We start from the raw sequence: 23,899 nt of genomic DNA on the forward strand, positions 1-23,899 counted from the left end.
TACCGCACCGGGCGCTCAGGGTTTTGCAGTTTTGGTATTCATTTATTGATTAACATGGTCTCAGGGGTCTCATGACGACAAGATATATCTTTGTGACGGGTGGCGTGGTTTCCTCCTTAGGTAAAGGCATTGCTGCAGCATCACTAGCAGCTATTCTGGAAGCGCGCGGCCTTAAGGTCACCATCCTTAAGCTTGACCCCTATATTAACGTTGACCCGGGCACGATGAGCCCTATTCAGCATGGTGAAGTCTTTGTTACTGAGGACGGTGCTGAAACCGACCTCGACCTTGGCCATTATGAGCGCTTTATCCGCACTAAGATGACCAAGCTGAACAACTTTACCCAGGGGCGTATTTACGCCGACGTCTTGCGCCGTGAGCGCCGTGGCGACTACCTTGGCGCCACTATTCAGGTGATTCCGCATATTACCAATGAGATTAAAAGCCGCGTAGTGGCCGGCGCTGAAGGCTATGATATTGCTATCGTCGAAATTGGCGGCACTGTGGGCGATATTGAATCTCTGCCATTTTTAGAAGCTATTCGCCAGTTGGGCACTGAAGTGGGCCGCGAGCGCACCCTGTATATGCACCTGACGCTGGTGCCTTACTTAGGCACTGCAGGTGAGATTAAAACCAAACCAACCCAGCATTCAGTAAAAGAGCTGCGCTCTATCGGTATTCAGCCGGATATCCTGGTATGCCGCTCTGACCGTGCTATTCCTTCGAATGAGCGCGCCAAGATAGCGCTGTTTACCAATGTCGAAGAAAAAGCGGTTATCTCGCTAAAAGACGTGTCCAGCATTTATCAAATTCCGGCGCTGTTAAAATCACAAGGGCTGGACGATCTGGTGTGTCGCCGCTTCTACATTGAAGCACCCGAAGCTGATTTGGCCGAATGGGAACAGGTGCTGTATCAGGAGTCGAACCCGACCGGCGAAATTACCATTGGCATGGTCGGCAAATACGTTGAACTGCCCGATGCCTATAAATCAGTCAATGAAGCATTGGGCCATGCCGGCCTGAAAAACCGGGTTACCGTGAATATTAAGTATGTTGACTCGCAGGATGTTGAAAGCAAAGGCGTGGCCATTTTAGCCGGCTTAGACGGCATTCTAGTGCCAGGCGGCTTTGGTGAGCGTGGTGTAGAAGGCAAAATTTTAGCCGCGCAATATGCCCGTGAAAACAAAGTGCCTTACCTGGGCATTTGTTTAGGTATGCAGGTAGCATTAATTGAATATGCGCGTAATGTGGTGGGCATGAGCCATGCGCATTCGACAGAGTTTAATAAAGATACGCCTTATCCGGTAGTAGGCTTAATTACCGAATGGCGCGATGCTGATGGTTCAGTAGAAAAACGTACTGACAAGTCAGACTTAGGTGGCACCATGCGGCTTGGCAGCCAGAACTGTAACCTTATCGACAATACAAAAGCCCGTGAAATTTATGGCAAAGCGGTTATTCAGGAGCGGCATCGTCACCGCTACGAAGTGAATAACAACTTACGGCCACAATTAGAAGAGGCAGGCCTGGTCGTCTCGGGTTTATCGGCCGACAACCAACTGGTCGAGATGATAGAAATACCGTCGCACCCGTTTTTTGTCGCCGGTCAGTTCCATCCGGAATTTAACTCGACACCACGCGATGGTCATCCGCTGTTTCAGGCCTTTGTCGCTGCGGCGTACAAAGCGCAGAAACAGCAGCGCGTATAACTTGTGCTAAGCCGGGTGTTTTTCCCGGCTTTTTCGTTTTAACAGGGAAATTTAAGCATGTCTGAAATCGTAAAAATTATCGCGCGTGAAATTATGGATTCACGCGGCAACCCAACAGTAGAAGCCGATGTGTATTTAGCCAGCGGCGCTATGGGCCGTGGCTGTGCGCCCTCAGGCGCCTCTACCGGTTCACGTGAAGCCTTAGAGCTGCGTGACGGTGACAAAGGCCGTTATTTAGGTAAAGGCGTCACCAAAGCGGTGGCCAATATTGACGGCGCTATTCAGGCGGCGTTAAAAGGCAAAAATGCCTATAACCAGGCTGAAATCGACCAGATCATGATCGACCTGGATGGCACTGAAACCAAAAGTAAGCTGGGCGCCAACGCTATTCTGGCTGTGTCATTAGCGGTAGCGCGTGCAGCCGCGGCCGATAAAAAAATTCCGTTGTATCAACACATTGCTGATTTAAACGGCACCTCTGGCGTGTACAGCATGCCGGTGCCAATGATGAACATTATCAACGGCGGCGAGCACGCCGATAACAACGTTGATATTCAGGAATTTATGGTACAGCCGGTAGGCGCTAAAACCTTTGCTGAAGCACTGCGGATGGGCGCAGAAATTTTCCACAGCCTGAAAAAAGAGCTGCAAAAGCGTGGCCTGAATACTGCGGTGGGTGATGAAGGTGGTTTTGCCCCGGATTTAAAATCAAACGAAGAAGCACTGTCGGTTATCGTGGAAGCAGTAAAAGCGGCTGGCTACCAGATGGATAAAGACGTGACGTTAGCGCTGGACTGCGCCGCATCTGAGTTCTATAAAGACGGTAAATACGTGCTGAGCGGTGAGAACAAGAGCTTTGACTCTTACGGCTTTAACGACTATTTAGCCGGTTTAACCCAGCGTTATCCCATTGTGTCTATTGAAGATGGTTTAGACGAAAGCGACTGGGATGGATGGAAAGACTTAACCAATAAAATTGGCAGCAAAGTGCAGCTGGTTGGTGATGATTTATTCGTGACTAACACCAAAATTTTAACCCGCGGTATTGAGCAGGGCATTGGTAATTCTATCCTGATCAAGTTTAACCAGATTGGTTCGTTAACCGAAACCCTGGCGGCGATTAAAATGGCGAAAGATGCTGGTTTTACTGCGGTTATTTCACACCGTAGTGGCGAAACCGAAGATGCCTTTATTGCTGATTTAGCCGTAGGCACGGCAGCAGGCCAGATTAAAACCGGCTCACTGTGCCGCTCTGACCGGGTATCGAAGTACAACCAGTTACTGCGGATCGAGCAGGAGCTGGGCAGCAAGGCGCCATACAAAGGCCGCAGCGAAATTAAAGGCCAGTAATACTGCAAGGTAAGTCATTACTTTTGCTAAAACAAAGCCACCTTAAGGTGGCTTTGTTATTTGTGGCTCAGGCGATTAACGCTAACAAAAGTTGCGCTGCGACAGGCTTTGTCATACTGTGGCGATAATATAGACGTAGTCTGAATTAACGTAGCAACCAGGGATAAGGCAGTGTTTAGGTTAATCAATAGCGTACTGTGCCAGCTGCGGTTGGCCGCTTTACTGGTGATACTGCCGGCGCAGGCTGCGGAGAGTTTCACTGCTGATAGTTTTACGGTGGCGCTCTATTATCCGCAGGTGCCACCTTATATGTATGCTGGTGCCGACAATGCCCCTGTTGGCGTTATCCCGGAGCTGCTAACTGCTTTTTTTGCTCAGCAGCCTCATCGGCTGCAATATGTGTATGAGAACCGCTATCGTGCCGAAATAGGCTTATATGATGGCAAATACGATGCCTCAGTACTGGCAGCGAAATGGACTTTACAACCCGAAGAGCTATTGTTTTCGCAGCCGGTGCTGGAGCATAAGGATTATCTGTATGCTACGGTACCTTTCAATACACCTGAAGCACTGAGCAACAAAACTGTCTGCCTGCGCCGGCATTATATTTACACTGCCATCAATGATGCGCTACAAAGCGGTAGTCTGATTAGGGTCGATGCTGAGTCGGAGTTTGATCAGTTTAATATGCTGCTGAATAAGCGCTGCCAATTGGCGTATATGAATGAGCATGTTGCCAGCTGGCTGGCGCAGAATCATTTTTCCGCTATAACATTTTATCGCCAGCCACAGCCAATAGATAAAACCGCACTGACGCTGGCGCTGCATCCGAAATGGGCCGCGCTTAAACCCCGGCTGGATGCCTTTATCCGCTCAGCGCATCGCAACGGCGTGATTGACCGCGCTTTGGCCCACCATATGAAAAAACGCTGATCATCGCAGATGTAACCCGGCCGCTTGTCATAAAACGGTCATGGCAGCGTCTTATTATCTGCCCGGTTATCAGGATGATAGTCGTTTGCTTCGGATGGCTTTGGCCTGAACATTTTAGCCGGGTAGTTAATTTGGGACTCAGTGATTTTCACCGTCGTGAGCTGCAGCGTATTCTCGCTGGCAGGCTGCTTACACCGTTATTTCAGCCGTTAGTATCACTAAGTGATGGCCACATTCTGGGATATGAGGCGCTGATCCGCGGGCCCTCTGACAGTGCGTTACATTCGCCTTTACTATTATTTAAAACCGCCCAAACCTTTGATCTGCTGGAGCCGCTCGAGCTGCTGTGTCGGCAGTTAAGCATTCAGGCTTTTGCCGACAGTGGCGCACCTGGCCAGCTGTTTCTTAACGTTAACCCGATGTTGTTGCTCACTTCCGATCATCCGTCTGGCCTAACGAAAAGTTATATTCAGCAGGCCGGGCTGGCGCCGGAGCGGATTGTAATAGAGCTGTCGGAGCAGTTTCAGGTAGAAGACACGGAATTATTTGTCAGCGCCGTTAAGCACTATCGTGAGTTTGGTTTTCAAATTGCCATTGATGATTTAGGCAGTGGCTTTTCCGGCTTAAAACTGTGGTCAGAACTGCAGCCGGATATCGTTAAAATAGACCGCTATTTTGTCGACCAGTTACACCGTGACCCAATTAAAAAAGCCTTTGTAAAAAATATTATTGAGCTGGCTAAAAGCACAGGGTCATTAATCGTCGCCGAAGGCATTGAAACCAGTGAGGAATTGTTATTTTGTCGCGAGCTGGGGGCAGATATTGGCCAGGGCTATTTGCTGGGGCGGCCAGATAACGATTGTGCCGACGTACCTCTGGCGGCGTTGTCGTTATTGCGCACTGATAAAGCGCTGTCGTTGAATGAATCTTTAGAGCCTGTGGTCAGCAAAATTGCGGCAGTGGCGGCACAGACGCCGGCACAGCAAGTGGCCGCATTATTTGCGGCAGACAAAAATCTGTCCTGCGTAGCGGTAGTGAACAAAGAGCAGCTACCTTTGGGCCTGGTAAGCCGTAGCATGATTAATGAGCGCTTTTCTCATCCGTTTGGCCGGGCACTCTATGAAAAAAAACCGATCCATCAGTGTATGGAGGTGGCCATTATGGTTGAGCGCAGCCTGACCATGGATGCGGTGAGCGGCGTGCTGACGGCTGAAATTCATGATGATGCCAGCCCATATTTTATCGTCACTGAACAGGGCCGTTATTATGGCCTGGGCTCGGTGCGTAAAGTATTACGTCAGCTTAGTGAACATAAAATTCAACTGGCACGGTATGCCAACCCTTTAACAATGTTGCCTGGCAATGTGCCGATTAACCGTCACATCGATCAGCTGCTGGCTGAGAATAAACATTTTACCATTGGCTATATCGATATTGATGGCTTTAAGCCCTACAACGATGTGTATGGTTACAGCAAGGGCGATCTGGTGATTGAATTGCTGGCGCAGATCATTCAGGCGGAACTAAGCCAGGACGATTTTGTCGGTCATATCGGCGGCGATGATTTTATCGTGCTGTCCACCGATAGCACTGTCGTCGAAACCGCACAGCGTATTTGTCTGAACTTCAGTAAAAGGATGGCCCATTATTATTTACCCGAACATGTTGCCGCCGGAGGCTTTTATGCCACAGACCGCTTGGGTAGCCTGTGTTTTTACCCTTTACTGAGCTTATCTGTCGGCTTAGCCATGCCTGATACCACAGTGTGTAGTAATTATCATGATGTCGCCGCGCTCGCCTCTGATGCGAAGCAGCAAGCAAAGAAAACGGTTGGACCTGCTGTTTTTGTCAACAAGCGCCGGGTGCCAGAGCATCTGGCACGGCTGGCTACTTTGGTGTCTGAGGCAACGCCAGAACGGCCGGTTTTTTTGTAAAAAGCCGATAGCGGCCTGCCGGGTAATTATTCTGCGTTACGCTTATGATTTGTTTTTACAAGCGCGGGGTGATTGGCTAACATCTGGCCATGATTGACGCAAGCGCCAACCAAGCCCACTTCTGGCAGGTGTCCAGAGAAAACCAGACTTATACCGAGCTGTGCAATGCTTTGTATGAGCGTGAGCTGCTGCGCCTGTCGCAACTGAGCAGCGAACAGTTACTGCGCTTACCCAACAGGCTGGCCAGTCTGCCGTTTTATATTCGCCGCGCAGCCAGCAATATTTTGCAGCAGCGCAATATACTGGAACTGGACAGCCAGAATGCCTCCTGGTACCACAAACAGGCAGCTAACTGCCCGGCGCGTAAGCAACAGGCTGCGCCTATCGATGCGTTTTACCGCAAAAATGCTAAACCCGGTTTAATAGTGCCTTTGTATATTAATCAGCTGACACATGAGCAGATCGTATTGGACAGTGTCGATGAGGTTGACAGCGATAATCAGCGGCTGCACTGTAATGAGCACGGTTGGTTCAGTCTGTCAGGTACGCCGCTTGAGCTGGTAAACGCCGATAAGTTTTTACTCAAGCCGGTTAAAAGTATTATGACCGCTGCCTGTTGTGGCCATCAATGGCTTAATGGTGAGAAAAAAACACCCCGCTTGCTGAGTCTGCGCGAATTGCTGTTAGCCAGTCGGCTAAACTGGCAAAATTTTGCTAAACCTTTGCCAGCCTTGTTAGACTGATGTTGGTTTTCCTGCTTTGCAATCGTCAGCCAAGGCTTCATAATAACCGCAGACTGTTTAATGAAACCCTTTTATGCGATTACTTACTGTACTGTTAGTTATCTTACTGGCGCTGCTGCAATACCGGTTATGGTTTGGTCAGCACAGTATTGCCGACTATTTTCGTCAGCAGGAAGAGCTGCGTACCCAACAAGCCAGTAATCAGGAGCTGGAAAAGCGTAACCGCTTACTGCGCGCCGATGTCAAAGACTTGCAACAAGGCCTGGAAGCGATTGAAGAGCGCGCCCGCAACGAGCTGGGTTTAATACGTGAAGACGAAGTGTTTTTCCGCCTGTTTAGCCAAAGTGCCGCTAGCGGGGGGCAATAATGAACCGTAGCGACTGGCCGGCGATTGCCGCCGTAGTGCCAGCAGCTGGTGTTGGCAGCCGGATGCAGGCCAAGATACCGAAGCAGTACCTAACCTTGCATGGTAAAACCATACTTGAACATAGCGTGGCCCGGTTACAAGCAGTGCCGGCAGTGCGTGGCATTTGGCTGGCGCTGGCTGCAGATGATGGCTATTTTGCTGACACGGCGTTGTCGCACAGCGATATTATCCGCGTTAAGGGCGGCGCCGAGCGTATGCACTCTGTACTTAATGCGCTGCAGTTTATCGATGAACACCAATATCCGTGGACCTTGGTGCACGATGCTGCGCGGCCACTGGTCAGTGAAGACGATATTGAAAAACTGCTTACGCAGTGCCTGACAGCTAATGAGGGCGGCATTCTGGCCTGCCGGGTGCGCGACACCATGAAGCGTGGCGAGCACAGCGTGGCCGAAACTGTCAGCCGTGAGCACTTATGGCATGCCTTAACGCCGCAGTTTTTTCCTACGGCAGTGCTTAAAGCGGCGTTAAAAGATGCCATCCAGGCCGGTGTGCAGGTAACTGATGAAGCGTCTGCCATGGAGTGGGCCGGCCATAAAGTGTTGCTGGTGGAAGGGCGCAGCGACAATATTAAAATTACTCAGCCAGCCGATTTAGCGCTGGCGGCATTTTATCTGGAGCAGATAGTAAAATGAAAATGCGGATTGGTCATGGTTTTGATGTACATGCCTTTGGCGGTCAGGGCCCGGTCACGCTGGGCGGGGTAAAGATTGACTATGCTCAGGGGTTAGTGGCGCACTCCGATGGCGATGTAGTGCTGCATGCGTTAGCGGATGCGCTGTTAGGCGCCATAGCGCTGGGCGATATTGGCCACCATTTTCCGGATACCGACGCTGCGTTTAAAGGCATTGATAGCCGCATTTTGCTGCGTAAAGTGTTTACCGATGTCAGCAGCGCCGGTTACCGGATTGGCAATGTCGATATTACCGTGATGGCGCAGGCGCCAAAGCTGGCGGCGCATATCAGCGCGATGCGAACTGCTATTGCGGCCGATCTGGCCTGCGACATTAGCCAGGTAAATGTCAAAGCCACGACGACTGAAAAACTCGGTTTTGTCGGCCGCAAAGAAGGTATCGCCGCCGAAGCCGTCGTATTATTGGTTGGCGCATGAGTCAGAGTTCTGCACTGCACTATTTATATGGCCAACCCGCTGCAACGGCTTTGCTGCGCCAGCAGGCCGAGGATTTTATTGTTGAAGAGCAGCTTAATTTCAGCCCCAGTGGTGCTGGTGAGCATGTGCTGCTGTATATCGAAAAAACCGGCCAGAACACCCAGTATGTAGCAAAACAGCTGGCAGAACTGACCGGCTTGCGGGCTCGGGATATCAGTTACGCCGGATTAAAAGACCGCCATGCAATAACGCGGCAGTGGTTTTGTTTTAAGTGGCCGATTAAGCTGGAGCTTAACTGGCAGCAATGGCCTTTGCCGGGCTGCCGTATTCTGCAGGTACAGCGTCACTACCGTAAACTGCGCTTGGGCGCGTTAAAAGCCAACCATTTTAACATTCGCTTGCGTAATGTGTCTGATGTCAGTGACGTCAGCCGGCGATTAGCGCTACTCAGCCAGGGCGTACCTAATTACTATGGTGAGCAGCGCTTTGGTATTAATGGTGGCAATTTAACGCTGGCGCAGCAGTTATTTAGCGGCCAGAGTATTGCTGATCGCAAATTGCGTGGCCTGGCCTTGTCTGCCGCCCGCTCTTTTGTTTTTAACCAGCAGTTGTCGGCGCGGATTGCTGCCGGTTTGTTTAATACTGTACTGGATGGCGATGTGCTGCAGCTTAATGGTAGTGGCTCGGTATTTCGCGCTCCCCAGGCCGATGCCGTGCTGCAACAGCGCTGTGATGCGCAGGATGTGCATATCACCGCCAGCCTGGCTGGTATGGGCGAGCCTATGGTAAGCGGTGCCGCTGCCGCCTTTGAGCAGCAAGTATTACAACAGCTGCCGGTGCTGGTGCAGGGGCTGGTTGATTATCGCTTAAAGGCTGAGCGGCGCGCGATACGTTTATTGCCACAGCAACTCACCATGCAGCAGCAGGGCGCGGATATCGATTTACGTTTTGCCCTGCCAGCAGGCTGCTTTGCCACCAGTGTGCTGCGAGAGTTGGTGAACTATCGCGATTGTGGCGGCAAAGTCACTGAATTGGAGTAGTGAATGCGAATTCTATTGAGTAACGATGACGGTGTGCATGCCAAAGGTATGCAGGTATTGCAGCAGGCACTGAGCCAAATCGCTGAAGTAACCACTGTCGGGCCAGATCGTAATTGCAGCGGGGCCAGTAATTCACTTACGCTGATTAACCCGCTGCGGGTGCAACAGATGGAAAACGGCTTTATGGCAGTTAACGGCACGCCTACCGATTGTGTGCATCTTGCTATCAGCCAGTTGCTGGATTTTACCCCCGACTTAGTGGTTGCCGGCATTAACCATGGCGCTAATTTAGGCGATGATGTGCTGTATTCCGGCACGGTGGCGGCGGCAACCGAAGGCCGGCATCTGGGCTTGCCGGCAATAGCCGTATCACTGGCCGGGCGTGATGAAGAGCACTTCGCTACCGCTGCTTATGTTACCGTGCAGGTAATTAAAAAGCTGAAATCCCAGCCTTTACCCGCTGATCAAATTTTAAACATCAATGTTCCGGCGCTGCCGATTGAGCAGCTAAAAGGTATTCAGGTGACCCGGCTGGGCCGGCGGCATAAGGCTGAAACCATGACCAGCGCCACCGATCCCTGGGGCCGTAAAATATACTGGTATGGCTCCTTAGGGCCGGAGCTTGATGCCGGCGAGGGCACCGACTTTTTTGCAGTGGCAAATGGTTATGCCTCTATTACGCCACTGCAAATTGATATGTCCGCCTATAAGAGCATGGACAGATTACAACAATGGTTAGAGGGGATTTGTTTGTAGTATGGCTGTTGCAACCTCACGCAGCGCTGCGGTGCTGGCGCAAAAATTACACAGCGAAGGCATTACGCAGCCGCAGGTACTGGCGGCTATAGCCAATACCCCCAGGCATTTGTTTGTTGAAGCGGTGCTGGCACATAAAGCTTATGAAAATACCGCCTTGCCGATTGGCCAAGGCCAGACTATTTCGCAGCCTTATATCGTTGCCCGGATGACTGAACTGCTGCTACAGGATAAAGCCGCTGGAAAACTGCTGGAAATTGGCACCGGTTCTGGCTATCAAACCGCTATTCTGGCGCGGTTATTTCCACATGTCTGCAGTGTTGAGCGCATTAAAGCCTTGCAGTTTCAGGCTAAGCGCCGTCTGCAGCAGCTGGACTTGCACAATGTATCAATGAAACATGGCGATGGCTGGCAGGGCTGGCCAAGTAAGGCGCCCTTTGACAGCATTATTGTCACTGCGGCGCCCACCGAGGTGCCGGTAGCGCTGTTGCAACAGCTTAGCGAGGGCGGCCGCTTGGTTATTCCGGTGGGTGCCCAGGAGCAGGTGTTGCGGGTCTATCAGCGCAGTGGCGATGACTTTAGCTGCCGCGATATCGAAGCGGTGCGGTTTGTGCCATTAGTGCCGGGCGAACTGGCCTGAGCAAGGAAAGGTGATGCAGTATATTCAATGGATTATTAAAGGGTTGGCGATGGGCGCTGCCGACGTGGTGCCCGGTGTATCTGGCGGCACACTGGCCTTTATTCTGGGTATTTATGAGCGGCTGCTGGCGGCGATCAGTAACTGTAACCTGGCTGCGCTGCATTTGTTGCTCCGCGGCCGCGTCAGGCAAGCCTGGCAGCAGATAGATGGCACTTTTCTGTTGTGTCTATTCGGTGGCGTCTTACTGAGTATCTTTTCGCTGGCCGGTGTTATTACCTATTTGCTGGTGCACCGGCCTATCCCATTGTGGGCACTGTTTTGTGCGCTGATTATCACCGCCTTGCCCCATCTGTGCGCCAGTGTACGCTGGAATGCCTGGCGTTTGTTGTTGTGCGCACTGGGTGTAGTGTTTGCTGTGCTGGTGGGCATGCTGACACCGCGTGAGCTGGAACCGCAGGCCTGGATGTTCTTTGTCGCCGGTGCAGTGGCGATTTGTGCGATGATTTTACCCGGCATTTCTGGCAGCTTTATTCTATTGATGTCTGGTATGTATGCGCCGGTGTTGCTGGCTGTAACACAGTTGCAATTGGGCATCTTGTCATTATTTATGCTGGGCTGCATTATTGGTTTGTTAAGTTTTTCGCGCTTGCTGAACTGGTTGCTTCGGCACTACCATGATGCCAGCCTGGCGCTATTGATTGGTGTGGTGATCGGCGCCCTGTACCGTATCTGGCCCTGGCAGGCCGGACAGCAGCTGTATTTGCCCTGGCATTACGCCAGCGAAGTGGGCCCGGCCGATGGCCTGGTTGCAGCATTAAGTGCCCTGGCGGGTGTCGCGTTAATGCTGTTATTGCTGAATATGGAAAAATGGCTGCAAGTGGCCAGCCAACCGGTATCGACGCCAGACTGAAAAGGAGCCAGCTATCCGTTGTTCTGCTAAGCACACTGCAAAAACAGGGAGTCACTTAATGCTGTGTCATGCCGGCAAGCTGGGGATATTACTCTTGCTGTTCGTGCTGCAGGGCTGTTCGTCGCGCACGGCACCGGCACCGGTCACCACGCTGGAGCTTAGAGAGAATTTTTATCAGCAGCGCAACCGAGGTAGCTTAAATGCCAGCAGTTATAAAGTGCAGCGCGGCGATACCCTGTATGCCATTGCTTTTCGTGCCGGTAAAGATGTACGTGAACTGGCGGGCATTAACGGCATTGCCAGCCCTTACACCATTTACCCGGGCCAAACGTTAAAACTGAGCGGCAGTGTCAAAAAACCGGCCAGCAAGCGCGCTGTTGTCAGCAAAAAGGCGCCAACGCCAACACAAAATACAAATAAGAATAATTCAAGCCAAGTAAAATCAAATAGTTCGGTAAAACCGGCTAAACCTGTTGCACCAAAAAATCAAAAGGGTTATGTTCAGACAGGTGTCAATAGCGATAAAAAAACCGCGAATCCTACCTTAAATAGGGATTTAGTGCAATGGCAGTGGCCGGTTAAAGGTAAAATTATTTCCGGCTTCTCGCATCAGCAGCATGGTAATAAAGGGGTGGATATCGCCGGTCGCGAAGGCAACAGGGTTAATGCCGCCGCCAGTGGACAGGTGGTTTACGCCGGTAATGCGCTGCGTGGGTACGGCAACTTAGTGATTATTAAACACAATGATGATTATCTAAGCGCTTATGCCCATAACCGCACATTGCTGGTAAAAGAAAAGCAGATGGTAACGGCAGGGCAGCAGATCGCAGAGTTGGGCAGTACTGATGCCACCGATCCGCGTCTGCATTTTGAAATTCGGTTTCGTGGCAGCTCCGTTGACCCGTTAAAATATTTACCAAAATAATAAGATCGAACATAAGTATTATCAGGAATGGATGCGATAGCGCTTGCAAAGCCCCAACACCCTGTAGACGTGGGAGAAAGGATATGGGACAAAAAAGTGACGATGAAGTAGTAGAGTATAAAGACGACGATTTAACAGACGATGTACTGCTGGAAGATGACACTGAACCAGATGCGGCTGCATTGGCACAGGAAGACAGCATTGCTGATGATATTTTTGCCCGTGATGACAGCCACAAGGCGATGGACGCCACACAAATTTACCTTGGTGAAATCGGCTTTTCGCCGTTACTTTCTGCTGAAGAGGAAGTGTATTTTTCCCGTCTGGCGTTAAAAGGTGATCAGGCTGCGCGCAAGCGCATGATTGAAAGCAATTTACGTTTAGTGGTTAAAATTGCCCGCCGCTATATTAACCGCGGTTTAGCCTTGCTAGATCTGATTGAAGAGGGCAATCTGGGCCTGATCCGCGCAGTAGAAAAGTTTGACCCCGAGCGCGGCTTCCGCTTTTCTACCTATGCTACCTGGTGGATCCGTCAAACCATTGAACGGGCCATTATGAACCAAACCCGCACCATACGTTTACCTATTCATGTGGTGAAAGAGCTGAATATCTACCTGCGTGCGGCCCGTGAGTTGTCGCAGAAGCTGGACCATGAACCGACACCGGAAGAAATTGCCTTTTCGTTAGACAGGCCGGTAGAAGAAGTGCGTAAAATGCTGAAGTTAAATGAAAAAATAACTTCAGTGGATACCCCGGTTGCCGGCGCGTCAGAAAAGCAATTGCTGGATGTGATCGCCGATGAAAAGGAGCTGGGGCCGGAAACTGAGCTGCAGGATGAAGATATCCGCCAGCATTTGGTGGTGTGGTTAAATGAACTAAACCCAAAACAACGCGAAGTGTTGGCACGGCGCTTTGGTTTGCTGGGCTATGAGCCATCGACCCTGGAAGATGTTGGCCATGAAATTGGCTTAACCCGGGAGCGGGTGCGGCAAATTCAGGTAGAGGCGCTACGCCGTCTGCGTGAAATTGTGACCCATCAGGGCCTGAATATTGAAACCCTGTTTCAGGAATAAAGCTATTTAACCCCGGGTTCAGGGCGCTTCAGGCGCCCTGCCTGTTTTTAAGGTGCTGTGTCAGCAAAGCGCTGGCGTCACAGATATGTTGTTGCAGTAAATGGCAGGCGGCATCGGTCTGGCGTTGACGCAGCAGGTTGATCAGCTGTTGATGCTCTGCAGCGCTGGTATCGGTATAAGCCAGTACCTGCTCCTGATAACCCAGATAACGCGCCACCTGTTGGTGCAGTTGATCCAGCAGGCGCAGTAAGTGTACTTTGCCGCAAGGCTGGTACAACAGGCGGTGAAATTGCCAGTTTAACTCGCCGCGCTGATAGCTTGGCATATTCGTCTGCTGCGCCAGCTGGCGTAATACATCTTCTGCTTGTCCAAGTTGGCTGAAACTAAGCTCAGACGCCGCCAGGCGCAATGCCAGTGGCTCCAGTTGCAGCCGTAGCATACACAGCTCTTCGGCTTCAGCCACGCTAAAAGGGGCCACCTGCATACCGGCTTTACCATGGGCGCTTAGCCAGCCTTCGCTGATTAGCTGTTGCTGTGCATCGCGCACGACGATGCGGCTAACGCTATAGTGCGCTGCCAACTGCTGTTGGGTCAGCACCTGCGCCGGCGCCCAGTGCTGCAGCTGAATATCCTGCTTTAATTGCTGATACAGTTGCTGTTTCTTCAGCATTAGCGTCTCCGGCTATTGAGCAATAACAAGCTGATAGCGCCGGCGACAATGCCCCAAAATGCCGCGGCTATGCCAAGGAAACTGACACCGCTGGCGGTGACGAGCAGCGTGATAATGGCCGCTTCGCGATGTTCTCCTTCTGCCGTGGCAACGGCCAGATTGGCGCCTATGGTACCAAGCAGTGCCAGGCCAGCCAGGGCCGCAATCATTTCGCCGGGGAAGGCAGCAAATAAGGCCACGACAGTCGCGCCGGCCAAACCAAACAGCAGATAAAATACTCCGGCCGCGATACCGGCGATATAGCGTTTGTCTTTATCCGGATGCGCTTCAGCACCCGTGCAGATGGCCGCGGTAATAGCAGCCAGATTAATGGAAAACGCGCCCCAGGGCGCCAGCATTAGGGTAGCGACGGCGGTACTGCTAATCAGCGGTGACACCGGGGTGTGATAGCCACTGCTGCGGATCACGGCAACGCCGGGGATATTCTGCGATGCCATGGTAACGAGCAGCAGCGGCAGCCCCACGCCGAGTAAGGCGCTGAGTGACCAGTGTGGCGTGATCCAGACCGGTGTGGTAAGGCTCAGTGTTATCGCGCTGTAGTCAAATTGGCCTTGCAGCAAGACACCGGCCAAACCGGTAACTAAAACCCATAAAATGGCATAGCGTGGTGAAAAGCGTTTCGCCAGCAAGTAACTTAAACACATCAGGCCAACCAGCAGCAGTTGCTGTTGCAGCGAGGTAAAAATAGTCAGGCCAAATTGCAGTAAAATACCGGCCAGCATAGCGCTGGCCAGTGGTAGCGGAATTAACCGGGTCAGTTTATCAAACCAGCCCGTTAAGCCAATAATAACGCCAAGTGCGGCGGTAAAGATAAATACCGCTGTGGCTTCATGGATGGTTAGCCCCTGCAGGCTGGTCGCCAGCAGCGCCGCCCCCGGCGTAGACCAGGCAGTAATAACCGGCGCTTTGTAATACCAGGATAAACCAATACAAGTAGCAGCCATGCCAATGCCCAGTGCCAGCAACCAGGAGGCCATCATGTCTTGTGTGGCTCCTGCGGCAGCGGCGGCCTGTAACACTATCGCCACCGAACTGGCAAAGCCAACCAGCACGGCGACAAAGCCGGCGACCACGGCCGACAGACTCAGATCTTTAATCAGCATAAACTTGCTCGAGCAGTAAAAAGTATACTTAATTTAAAATGTATACATTTTTTGTCAAGCTAAAAGCTGCTTTGTTATGAGCGCTTCAGCGAGAATCGGTTTACCCTAAGCTAACCGTTGCAGGCCTGGATGGCCGAATCGAGCCCCCAGGGATGGGTTCACGGCGTGTTGGCGTGGGTATGCCGGTTCGTGGCATTAAACTACAGCTCTTGTTTCAATTTGTACAACAGCTCCAGCGCCTGACGGGCGCTTAAGTCGTCCGGGTTTATATCGCGCAGCTGCGCTACTACCGGGTGTTCGGCGTCCAGCAGGCTTAGCTGTGGTTGCGCGGCGACAGGAGCTGGCTTTGCTGCTGCGCTGTTGCTGTGCTGTTCCAGTTCACTCAGTTTATGCCGTGCGTGCTTAATAACGGCTTTCGGTACACCTGCCAGCTGAGCGACCTGCAAGCCAAAGCTTTTGCTGGCAGCGCCTTCCTGTACATGGTGCATAAATACGATATCGTCGCCATGCTCTACCGCATCCAGATGCACATTGGCCAGGTTGGGCAGTTGCTCTGCCAGTTCTGTCAGCTCAAAGTAATGTGTGGCAAACAAGGTTAAGGCTTTAATCTTGCTGGCCAGATAGTCAGCGCAGGCCCAGGCTAAACTTAAGCCATCAAAGGTGCTGGTCCCGCGGCCTATTTCGTCCATCAGCACCAGGCTGTGCTCAGTGGCATGGTGCAAAATGGTGGCGGTTTCGGTCATTTCTACCATAAAGGTTGAGCGGCCGGAGGCCAAATCGTCTGAGGCACCAATACGGGTAAAAATGCGATCGACCGGGCCAATAATGGCCTTATCGGCCGGCACAAAGCAACCAATATAGGCCATCAGCACGATAAGGGCAGTTTGGCGCATATAGGTGGATTTACCGCCCATATTGGGGCCGGTGATCATCAGCATCCGCCTGTTGCTGGTTAAACTTAGCGGGTTGGCAATAAAGGGCTCACTCAGCACCTGCTCGACAACTGGGTGGCGGCCTTGTTCCAGCTCGATGCCGGTCGTGGCGCTAAGTTGCGGCCGGCTGTAGTTTAAGCTGTCGGCGCGCTCGCTAAAGTTACATAGCACATCCAGTTCGGCCAGCGCTTGCGCCAGCTGCTGTAGCATCGCCAGATGGGGCGCCGTTAAGTCAAACAGCTGTTCATATAACTGTTTTTCCAGCGCTAAGGCTTTGCTCTGGCTGCCCAGTACTTTGTCTTCGTATTCTTTTAACTCCGGAATGATATAGCGCTCGTTATTTTTAAGGGTCTGGCGGCGCACATATTCCGGCGGTACTTTCGTATCAGCGCTGCGGCCCGTTTCAATATAGTAGCCATGCACGCGGTTAAAGCCGACCTTTAACGACGCTATGCCAGTACGCTCACGTTCGCGCAGCTCCAGTTGCTCTAAATAATCGGTTGCCCCTTGCGATAAGGCCCGCCACTGATCCAGCTCGGCATCATAGCCCGGCGCTATAACACCGCCGTCGCGAATAAGTACGGGTGGAGTGTCGACAATGGCGCGTTCTAACAGTTGACACAAGTCGGGCAAGGGCGCGGCCGAGCGGCTGATCTGCTGCAGCAAACTGCTTTGCAATAGACCAAGCTGCGGTGTCAGCTGCGGCAATTGCTGTAACGCCTGACGCAAACGGGCAAAGTCGCGCGGTCTGGCGCTTCTCAGTGCTAAGCGGGCAATGACCCGCTCTATATCACCAATCTGTTTTAGCAGCGGCTGCAGGGTGTCATAGTGACTGTCTAATTCGGCAACGGCATCTAAGCGGGCATTAACCTGTGCCTGATCCCGTAGCGGGGCATGGATCCAACGTTTTAGCAGGCGCGAGCCCATGGCAGTTTGGCTGCGGTCCAGCACAGCGGCCAGAGTATGTTCGTAGTTACCGGCTAAATTTTGCGTCAGTTCCAGATTGCGCCGGGTAGCGGCGTCCAGCACGATATTATCCTGACTACGCTCGAGCGCAATGGCGCGAATATGCGGCAAGGCAGCGCGCTGAGTGTCTTTAACGTACTGCATCACGCAGCCGGCGGCCATTAATGCCACCGGCGCGTCTTCGACGCCAAAACTGAGCAAATCTTTAGTGGCAAACTGCTGGCATAGCAAACGTTTGGCGGTGGCTTGTTCAAACTCCCACATGGGGCGACGGCGCGCGCCTTTGCGTTTTTCGACCAGATTAAGGTCGGTAAAGTCTTCCGGATAGAGCAGTTCTGCCGGGTTTAACCGCTGTAGCAAGGCGGCTAAATCGTCACTGTTATCTACCTGATTCAGTAAAAAACGGCCGCTGCTGATATCCAGCTGCGCCAGGCCGTACTGACCACGTAACTGAGCAATGGCACACAGCAAATTGTCCTGCCGTTCATTCAGCAAGGCCTCATCGGTTACCGTGCCGGGGGTAACAATGCGTACCACTTTACGTTCAACCGGCCCTTTACTGGTCGCCGGATCGCCGATTTGCTCGCAAATAGCGACTGACTCACCCAATTGCACCAGACGGGCTAAATAGCCCTCAACGGCATGATAAGGCACACCCGCCATCGGAATAGGGGTGCCGGCACTTTGGCCGCGCTTGGTCAGCGAGATATCTAATAACGCCGAGGCACGTTTTGCATCATCAAAAAATAACTCGTAAAAATCGCCCATCCGGTAAAACAGTAAAATATCCGGATGTTCGGCTTTTAATCCCAAATATTGCTGCATCATCGGGGTATGTGCGCTTAAGGCTTGCTCCGTTTTCGTCTGTGACGGCATAATGGCGTTCTGTATTCTCTGTTGGATAAAATATGACGGTCGCAGCAGACAGCCTGCAGCTGGCGACAGAATTAGGCCAGCTATTATTACGGAAAAAGTACAGTATCACCACTGCTGAATCCTGTACCGGTGGCGGTATTGCCTATTGGCTAACCGCTGTGCCTGGCAGTTCGGCTTATGTCGACCGTGGCTTTATTACTTACAGCAATAAAGCCAAGCAACAACTGCTGGCTGTACGCAGTGCTACCTTATTGCAATTTGGCGCTGTTAGCGAAGAAACGGTACGTGAAATGGCGCAGGGCGCCGCCAAAGCCGCTAATGCGGATATGGCCATAGCGGTATCAGGCATTGCCGGGCCTGATGGTGGCTCGGTGTATAAACCGGTAGGCACTGTCTGTTTTGGTTTTTGTCTGAATGGCAACCTGGCCAGCAGCCAGCTGGTGTTTGCCGGTGATCGCGCGCAAATTCGTCAGCAAGCGATAGATTACGCCCTGAAACAAAGCATCGAGCTGTTGACAGCGTTAGCAAACTAGACTACTGTACGAGCATACAGTGTTAATTGTCCGGCATCCCCGGCTCAACCATGGATATAAAAATGGACGACAATAAACAAAAAGCGCTTAGCGCCGCTTTAGGCCAGATTGAACGCCAGTTTGGTAAAGGCTCAATTATGCGTTTGGGTGACAGTACAGCGCTGGATATTGCTGCAGTATCTACCGGCTCACTCGGCTTAGATATTGCCCTTGGCATCGGCGGCTTACCTTATGGCCGCATTGTAGAAATATACGGCCCTGAATCATCAGGTAAAACCACCCTTACATTACAAGTCATTGCCGAAGCGCAAAAAGCCGGTAAGACCTGTGCCTTTATCGATGCTGAGCACGCGCTGGATCCGGTTTATGCGAAAAAGCTTGGCGTGAATGTCGACCAGTTACTGGTATCTCAGCCGGATACCGGTGAGCAGGCACTGGAAATTTGCGACATGTTGGTGCGCTCAGCTGCGGTAGATGTGGTGATTGTCGACTCGGTTGCGGCACTGACGCCCAAAGCGGAAATTGAAGGTGACATGGGCGACAGCCATATGGGCTTGCAGGCGCGGTTAATGTCGCAGGCACTGCGTAAGTTAACGGCCAATATTAAACGCTCTAACACGCTGTGTATCTTTATCAACCAGATCCGTATGAAGATCGGTGTTATGTTCGGTAACCCGGAAACCACCACCGGCGGTAATGCGCTGAAGTTCTACGCCTCAGTGCGGCTGGATATCCGCCGTATTGGCTCGGTAAAAGAAGGTGATGAGATCACCGGTAATGAAACCCGGGTTAAGGTAGTGAAAAACAAAGTGGCGCCACCGTTTAAACAGGCAGAGTTTATTATTCAGTACGGCGCTGGCATTAATAAGCTGGGCGAGCTGATTGATTTAGGTGTAGCCCAGGGCTTAGTGGATAAAGCCGGTGCCTGGTATGCGTATCAGGGCAACAAGATTGGTCAGGGTAAGGCCAATGCAATGAAGTTTTTAGCTGATAATCAGCCAATTGCCGATGAGATTGAAAAGGAACTGCGCGCCCGTCTGTTACTGAAACCGGGTGAAAAGCCGATAGAAGAGAGCATTCCTGAGGCGTTTGAAGCCGACTTATAAACGCTGTTCATCTAAGGTTAATAAAGCCAGCTTATGCTGGCTTTTTTTGTAATAATTTTTAGCTTGCTCTGTTGTGATGGCAGCGATAAGCTGTGGGCATCGCCAGTGTGGCGGCTCCTGTGAATATAAGCCTGCGGATAACGCTAGCCGGTGTAAAATAATGATAATAATAACAAGGCTATCCTTTTTTACGGTTTGTTTTGCGCTGCTTGGCTGCAAGGCTGATATCAGTGTGCAGGAAGAAACTGTCGATCCTGTGGTGCAGGAAATCGCCCTGGCCTTTGTAGAGCGGCCACTGTTAATCAATGAAGAAGAACCCTATCGCACCAGCCTGACGGATCCGACCGCTTTTAACCCCGGTGCCCGCCTGTTATTGAAGCAGAACGCTTTTGCCGAGTCGGCAGAAACTGAATTAACAGCCGGCTTGTTTGCCGATGACGCCTTATATGATGTTAAAGACCTGGTGGTATCACCCGATGGTATGATCTTGCTGTTTGCTTTGCGCGCACCAGCGCTGGATAACGTGCCGGATGAGCTGCAGCCGAAATGGGATCTGTGGCGTTACGATGTCGCCAGCCAGACCGTCAGCCCGGTTATTGCCGATGCGCAATTAGCGCAGCGGGGGCATGATATCACCCCGGCGTTTTTGCCCGATGGCCGGATCATATTTAGCTCTAGCCGGCAAACCACGTCGCGACAAATCCTGCTGGATGAATTTAAACCGCAATATACCGCGCTGGACGAAGATCTGAATGCACCGGCGTTTAACCTGCATGTGATGAACGCAGATGGCAGCGCTATAGAGCAGCTAAGTTTTAACCTGAGCCATGATCTGTACCCGGTGGTGCTGGAAGATGGCCATATTTTATACAGTCGCTGGGATAATCAAAGCGATCGCGCCATGTTTAACTGGTATCAGATGCGCCCGGATGGCAGCGAAAATCAGCTGGTATACGGCTGGCACTCGCACAACAGCGGCGCAGAGCAATCCGCGGTTGAATTTACCAAAGCGATAGTGCTGGCTGATGGCAGCGTGTCTTTGGCGCTGAGCAGCACTGATGCACCTTATTACAACAGCTGGCCACAACGCGTGGCACTGACGCTGGCCAGTGATAATACCCAGGCGCTGGCCGGTGAAACCTTGAATGAGCCGGCGCAAACGCCGCTGTTTCCCTGGGCTTTTGACAACACCGGCCGCACTGAGCGCGCCGGTGCCATTAATAGCTATAGTCCGCTAAAAGATGGCAGCGGCCGCTACCTGGTAAGCTGGTCCCCGTGCCGATTGGTGCAAGACAATGTAGTGTTAAGTTGTGCTCAGGCCGCAGACAGCAGTGAGTTGGAATTGGCGCAGCCACTGTACGGCTTGTGGTTATTTGATACGCAGCTGCAGACCCAGGTACCGGTGCGCCCGGGCCGGGATGGCCTGCTGGTGACTGAGCCGGTGGTGTTGCAAGCTTCCCCGCAGTCAGCCTTTTTGCCAACAAACCCGCTATTAGACAGCACACTGGCCAGCGACAATGCAGCCATCTTGCATATTCGCAGCGTGTATGACTTTGCCGGCAACAGCAGTGTCGGGCTAAGCCAGTTAGCCGATCCGATGCAAACGAGCGCCAGTGAGCGGCCGGTGCGGTTTTTACGTTTGGTGCGTGGCGTGCCAATGCCACCGGAAGAAGTGCTGGATACACCAGATTTTGCCTTTGGGGTTAGCCGGCGCCAGTTAATGCGCGAGATCCTGGGCACCGTCGCGGTTGAACCCGATGGCTCGGTGCTGGTAAAAGTGCCGGCAAATGTGCCGTTTAACCTGGCGCTGCTTAATGCACAAGGGCAGGCGGTTTCACCGTTGCACCAGCAATGGCTTACGCTACGCCCCGGTGAAACACGTAGCTGCAACGGTTGTCACAGCGCAGACAGTACAGCACCCCACGGCAGAGTGGATGGCGCGGGTGAGGCTGAGCCGGCCAATGCCGGCGCTACTGCGGTAGGCCCCTTTAGCAATACTAACCCTCAACTGGTTGCCGAGCCCGGAGAAACCATGGCGCAAACCGCCGCCAGGTTAAATGGCATCCCTGAGTTGGCTGAAGCGCTGGTTTATCTGGATATCTGGACCGATCCGGCCCGGCGCGCGCCAGATCCGGCCATTAACCTGAGTTTGCAGGATTTAACGACAGCACAACCAGAAGGCGTAGCCTGCTTTGAACAATGGTTGGCCAGTTGCCGGCTACGAATAGATTACCCCAGCCATATTCAGCCGTTATGGAGCGCAGATCGGCGTCAGTTTGATGCACAGACAAACGAACTGATTGCCGACAGAACGTGCGTCAGCTGCCACAGTCGCAGCGATGCTGATGGCAATCCGCGGCTACCGGTGGCCCAGCTGGAGCTGGACGCCGAGCCATCAGACTTACAGGCAGAGCATTATCGCAGTTATCGCGAATTGTTAAGCGCAGATAACGAACAAGAGCTGGTTGGTGGCGTGTTGGTTGATCGCCTGGTGCAGGCCCGTGATGCCGACGGCAATCTGTTATTTGTCACCGATGAGGACGGCAATCTGGTATTGGATGACAATGGCCAACCGATACCGCTGATGGTTACAGTGACAGTGCCGGCAAGCTTAACTGCCGGTAGTGCGTTACAAAGTGAGGTTTTTTTCCGTTTGTTTACTGCCGGTGGCAGCCATCAGGGCGATTTAACGGCGGCCGAGTTAAAGCTGCTGACCGACTGGCTGGACATTGGTGCCCAGTATTACAACTCGCCCTTCGCGGTGCCGGAGCAGTAGATGAGAGGCTTAATACTGCTGCTATTGACGATAGTCAGTCTGTCTGTTGGCGCCGACGACATCAGCGTTCGCGTTAACACAGACTTTGTGAATCTGCATTCCGGCCCGGGCCGGGGATACCCGATCTTGCAGGTGGCGCTCAAAGGTGAGCCGTTAACGCTGCTGAGTAAAAGGACGGATTGGGTGCAGGTGGTGTTTAAACAACAACGTTACTGGCTGGCGCGCGCAGATCTGGCGGCGCTGGTTAGTGCTGAGCAACAGCATTTTAGTATCAGCGATAACCGGCTGGATGACTATCAACAGCGCCGGTTTGAACTGGGCGCGATGTTCGGTGATTTTAACGGCAGCAGTTTTTATCAGTTGTCGGTGGCGTATTTATTCAGCGAGTTTGTCCACACTGAGCTGGCGCTGGGGCAGGCCAATGGTGAGCAAGCCGACAATGTGTCGGCAGAGTTAAGTGTTTATTTAAGCCCGATGCCACACTGGCATTTATCGCCCTATTTTGGCATCGGTGCTGGGGTGCTACGCACGACGCCGCGCACTGTGTTGGTACAAACCCCGGATCGTAACAATGCCCTGGCCAGTACCGAACTTGGCTTGCGTTATTATGTCAGCCGCAATTTTATCGCCCGCGCCGGTTACCGGCGTAGCGTGATCGTCACCGATCGCAATGACAACGAAGAGATAGACACATGGAAACTTGGCTTCAGCGTATTCTTTTAATACTTGGTTTAACGCCGCTGCTGCTGCAGGCGCAGCAAGTAGAGCCAGAAATTGAGCGCAATCTGATCAGTGAAGATGTGCTAGATAGCGAGAACTGGCTGCTGGGCGTGCGAGCGGGGGTGCTGAGCATTGAAGACTTTGGCAGTAGCGCGCTCGGTGCGCTGCAGTTGAGTTATCAGATTAACGAAGATTTTTATCTCAGCGCCGAGTATGCGATGGCAAAGGCAGGCCGTACCTCGTTTGAAGAACTCAGTGGCGCCGCACCACTGCTAACCGATGAACAGCGTAAATGGCACTATTACGGCGCGCATCTGGGGTATGTGGTGTTACCCGGTGAGGTGTTTTTAAACCGCGACTATGCGCTAAACAGCGGCCTGGCCGTGTTTGCCGGTGGTGGTAACGTCGACTTTGCCGGCGACAAGGTATTTGCGCTGCATCTGGGCAGCCAGTTTAGGCTTTACGCCACGGACTGGCTGGCGCTAGAGCTCACCTTTAGCGACTATATTTTTGAAACCACCATACTGGCGCGCAGTAAAACCACCCATAATCTCAGTCTGGCGCTGGGATTAGCGGTCTATTTTTAGTGCTGTTGTCGCAAAATAC

General features: G+C 52.3%; 22 protein-coding genes. 19 read left to right on the plus strand and 3 right to left on the minus strand.

Features of this window, described 5'->3' with window-relative positions:
* Window positions 1-71: 71 nt before the first annotated feature.
* The 14 genes from EYB30_RS04440 (at window position 72) to rpoS (ending at window position 13,551) form a co-directional block, all read left to right on the plus strand.
* The gene (locus EYB30_RS04440; protein WP_166837482.1) at window positions 72-1,709 is read left to right on the plus strand and encodes a CTP synthase; all 1,638 of its coding nucleotides are present in this window, start codon (window positions 72-74) and stop codon (window positions 1,707-1,709) included.
* A gap of 57 nt (window positions 1,710-1,766) precedes the next feature.
* Complete coding sequence (gene eno, locus EYB30_RS04445) at window positions 1,767-3,059, plus strand: phosphopyruvate hydratase (RefSeq protein WP_166837484.1); 1,293 nt, start codon at window positions 1,767-1,769, stop codon at window positions 3,057-3,059.
* A gap of 171 nt (window positions 3,060-3,230) precedes the next feature.
* Complete coding sequence (locus EYB30_RS04450; RefSeq protein ID WP_166837486.1) at window positions 3,231-3,992, plus strand: substrate-binding periplasmic protein; 762 nt, start codon at window positions 3,231-3,233, stop codon at window positions 3,990-3,992.
* 131 nt (window positions 3,993-4,123) lie between these two features.
* Window positions 4,124-5,926 (plus strand): GGDEF domain-containing protein, encoded by a 1,803-nt coding sequence (locus EYB30_RS04455; RefSeq protein ID WP_174978721.1) that lies wholly within the window; start codon window positions 4,124-4,126, stop codon window positions 5,924-5,926.
* 89 nt (window positions 5,927-6,015) lie between these two features.
* Window positions 6,016-6,669 (plus strand): hypothetical protein, encoded by a 654-nt coding sequence (locus EYB30_RS04460; RefSeq protein WP_166837490.1) that lies wholly within the window; start codon window positions 6,016-6,018, stop codon window positions 6,667-6,669.
* Between the two features lie 73 nt (window positions 6,670-6,742).
* Window positions 6,743-7,036, plus strand: coding sequence for a cell division protein FtsB (ftsB, locus tag EYB30_RS04465; protein WP_166837492.1), 294 nt, complete (start codon window positions 6,743-6,745; stop codon window positions 7,034-7,036).
* Entirely contained in the window at window positions 7,036-7,731 is a 696-nt protein-coding gene (ispD, locus tag EYB30_RS04470) for a 2-C-methyl-D-erythritol 4-phosphate cytidylyltransferase (RefSeq protein WP_166837494.1), read from the plus strand. Before ftsB ends, ispD begins: the two co-directional genes overlap by 1 nt.
* On the plus strand, window positions 7,728-8,207 hold the full coding sequence (gene ispF, locus EYB30_RS04475; protein ID WP_166837496.1) for a 2-C-methyl-D-erythritol 2,4-cyclodiphosphate synthase: 480 nt from the start codon (window positions 7,728-7,730) through the stop codon (window positions 8,205-8,207). Before ispD ends, ispF begins: the two co-directional genes overlap by 4 nt.
* Window positions 8,204-9,247 (plus strand): tRNA pseudouridine(13) synthase TruD, encoded by a 1,044-nt coding sequence (gene truD, locus EYB30_RS04480; protein ID WP_166837498.1) that lies wholly within the window; start codon window positions 8,204-8,206, stop codon window positions 9,245-9,247. The genes ispF and truD overlap by 4 nt, the downstream gene beginning before the upstream one ends.
* A gap of 3 nt (window positions 9,248-9,250) precedes the next feature.
* Window positions 9,251-10,003 (plus strand): 5'/3'-nucleotidase SurE, encoded by a 753-nt coding sequence (surE, locus tag EYB30_RS04485; RefSeq protein WP_166837500.1) that lies wholly within the window; start codon window positions 9,251-9,253, stop codon window positions 10,001-10,003.
* 1 nt (window position 10,004) lies between these two features.
* The gene (locus EYB30_RS04490; RefSeq protein ID WP_166837502.1) at window positions 10,005-10,643 is read left to right on the plus strand and encodes a protein-L-isoaspartate(D-aspartate) O-methyltransferase; all 639 of its coding nucleotides are present in this window, start codon (window positions 10,005-10,007) and stop codon (window positions 10,641-10,643) included.
* A gap of 13 nt (window positions 10,644-10,656) precedes the next feature.
* Entirely contained in the window at window positions 10,657-11,553 is an 897-nt protein-coding gene (locus tag EYB30_RS04495) for a DUF368 domain-containing protein (protein ID WP_166837504.1), read from the plus strand.
* 58 nt (window positions 11,554-11,611) lie between these two features.
* Window positions 11,612-12,478 carry a peptidoglycan DD-metalloendopeptidase family protein gene (locus EYB30_RS04500; protein ID WP_166837506.1) on the plus strand — a complete coding sequence of 289 codons (867 nt, stop codon included), beginning with the start codon at window positions 11,612-11,614 and terminating at the stop codon, window positions 12,476-12,478.
* An 83-nt stretch (window positions 12,479-12,561) separates the two neighbouring features.
* Complete coding sequence (rpoS, locus tag EYB30_RS04505; protein WP_166837508.1) at window positions 12,562-13,551, plus strand: RNA polymerase sigma factor RpoS; 990 nt, start codon at window positions 12,562-12,564, stop codon at window positions 13,549-13,551.
* Window positions 13,552-13,579: 28 nt separating this feature from the next.
* Here rpoS and EYB30_RS04510 read toward each other — a convergent pair whose 3' ends face one another.
* From EYB30_RS04510 to mutS, 3 genes are all read right to left on the minus strand, one after another.
* Entirely contained in the window at window positions 13,580-14,221 is a 642-nt protein-coding gene (locus EYB30_RS04510; RefSeq protein ID WP_166837510.1) for a GntR family transcriptional regulator, read from the minus strand.
* Entirely contained in the window at window positions 14,221-15,384 is a 1,164-nt protein-coding gene (locus tag EYB30_RS04515; protein WP_166837512.1) for a benzoate/H(+) symporter BenE family transporter, read from the minus strand. Before EYB30_RS04515 ends, EYB30_RS04510 begins: the two co-directional genes overlap by 1 nt.
* Before the next feature lie 200 nt (window positions 15,385-15,584).
* Window positions 15,585-18,158 carry a DNA mismatch repair protein MutS gene (gene mutS / locus EYB30_RS04520; RefSeq protein WP_166837514.1) on the minus strand — a complete coding sequence of 858 codons (2,574 nt, stop codon included), beginning with the start codon at window positions 18,156-18,158 and terminating at the stop codon, window positions 15,585-15,587.
* A gap of 32 nt (window positions 18,159-18,190) precedes the next feature.
* Between mutS and EYB30_RS04525 the strand changes: the two genes are divergently transcribed.
* From EYB30_RS04525 to EYB30_RS04545, 5 genes are all read left to right on the plus strand, one after another.
* Window positions 18,191-18,691 carry a CinA family protein gene (locus EYB30_RS04525; protein ID WP_166837516.1) on the plus strand — a complete coding sequence of 167 codons (501 nt, stop codon included), beginning with the start codon at window positions 18,191-18,193 and terminating at the stop codon, window positions 18,689-18,691.
* A 62-nt stretch (window positions 18,692-18,753) separates the two neighbouring features.
* Complete coding sequence (gene recA, locus EYB30_RS04530; protein ID WP_166837518.1) at window positions 18,754-19,797, plus strand: recombinase RecA; 1,044 nt, start codon at window positions 18,754-18,756, stop codon at window positions 19,795-19,797.
* A 160-nt stretch (window positions 19,798-19,957) separates the two neighbouring features.
* Entirely contained in the window at window positions 19,958-22,573 is a 2,616-nt protein-coding gene (locus EYB30_RS04535; protein WP_166837520.1) for an HzsA-related protein, read from the plus strand.
* The gene (locus EYB30_RS04540) at window positions 22,574-23,296 is read left to right on the plus strand and encodes an SH3 domain-containing protein (RefSeq protein ID WP_166837522.1); all 723 of its coding nucleotides are present in this window, start codon (window positions 22,574-22,576) and stop codon (window positions 23,294-23,296) included.
* Entirely contained in the window at window positions 23,266-23,880 is a 615-nt protein-coding gene (locus tag EYB30_RS04545; protein WP_166837524.1) for an outer membrane beta-barrel domain-containing protein, read from the plus strand. The genes EYB30_RS04540 and EYB30_RS04545 overlap by 31 nt, the downstream gene beginning before the upstream one ends.
* Window positions 23,881-23,899 lie beyond the last annotated feature (19 nt).

Source organism: Rheinheimera pleomorphica, from assembly GCF_011634895.1.
GTDB lineage: Bacteria > Pseudomonadota > Gammaproteobacteria > Enterobacterales > Alteromonadaceae > Alishewanella > Alishewanella pleomorphica.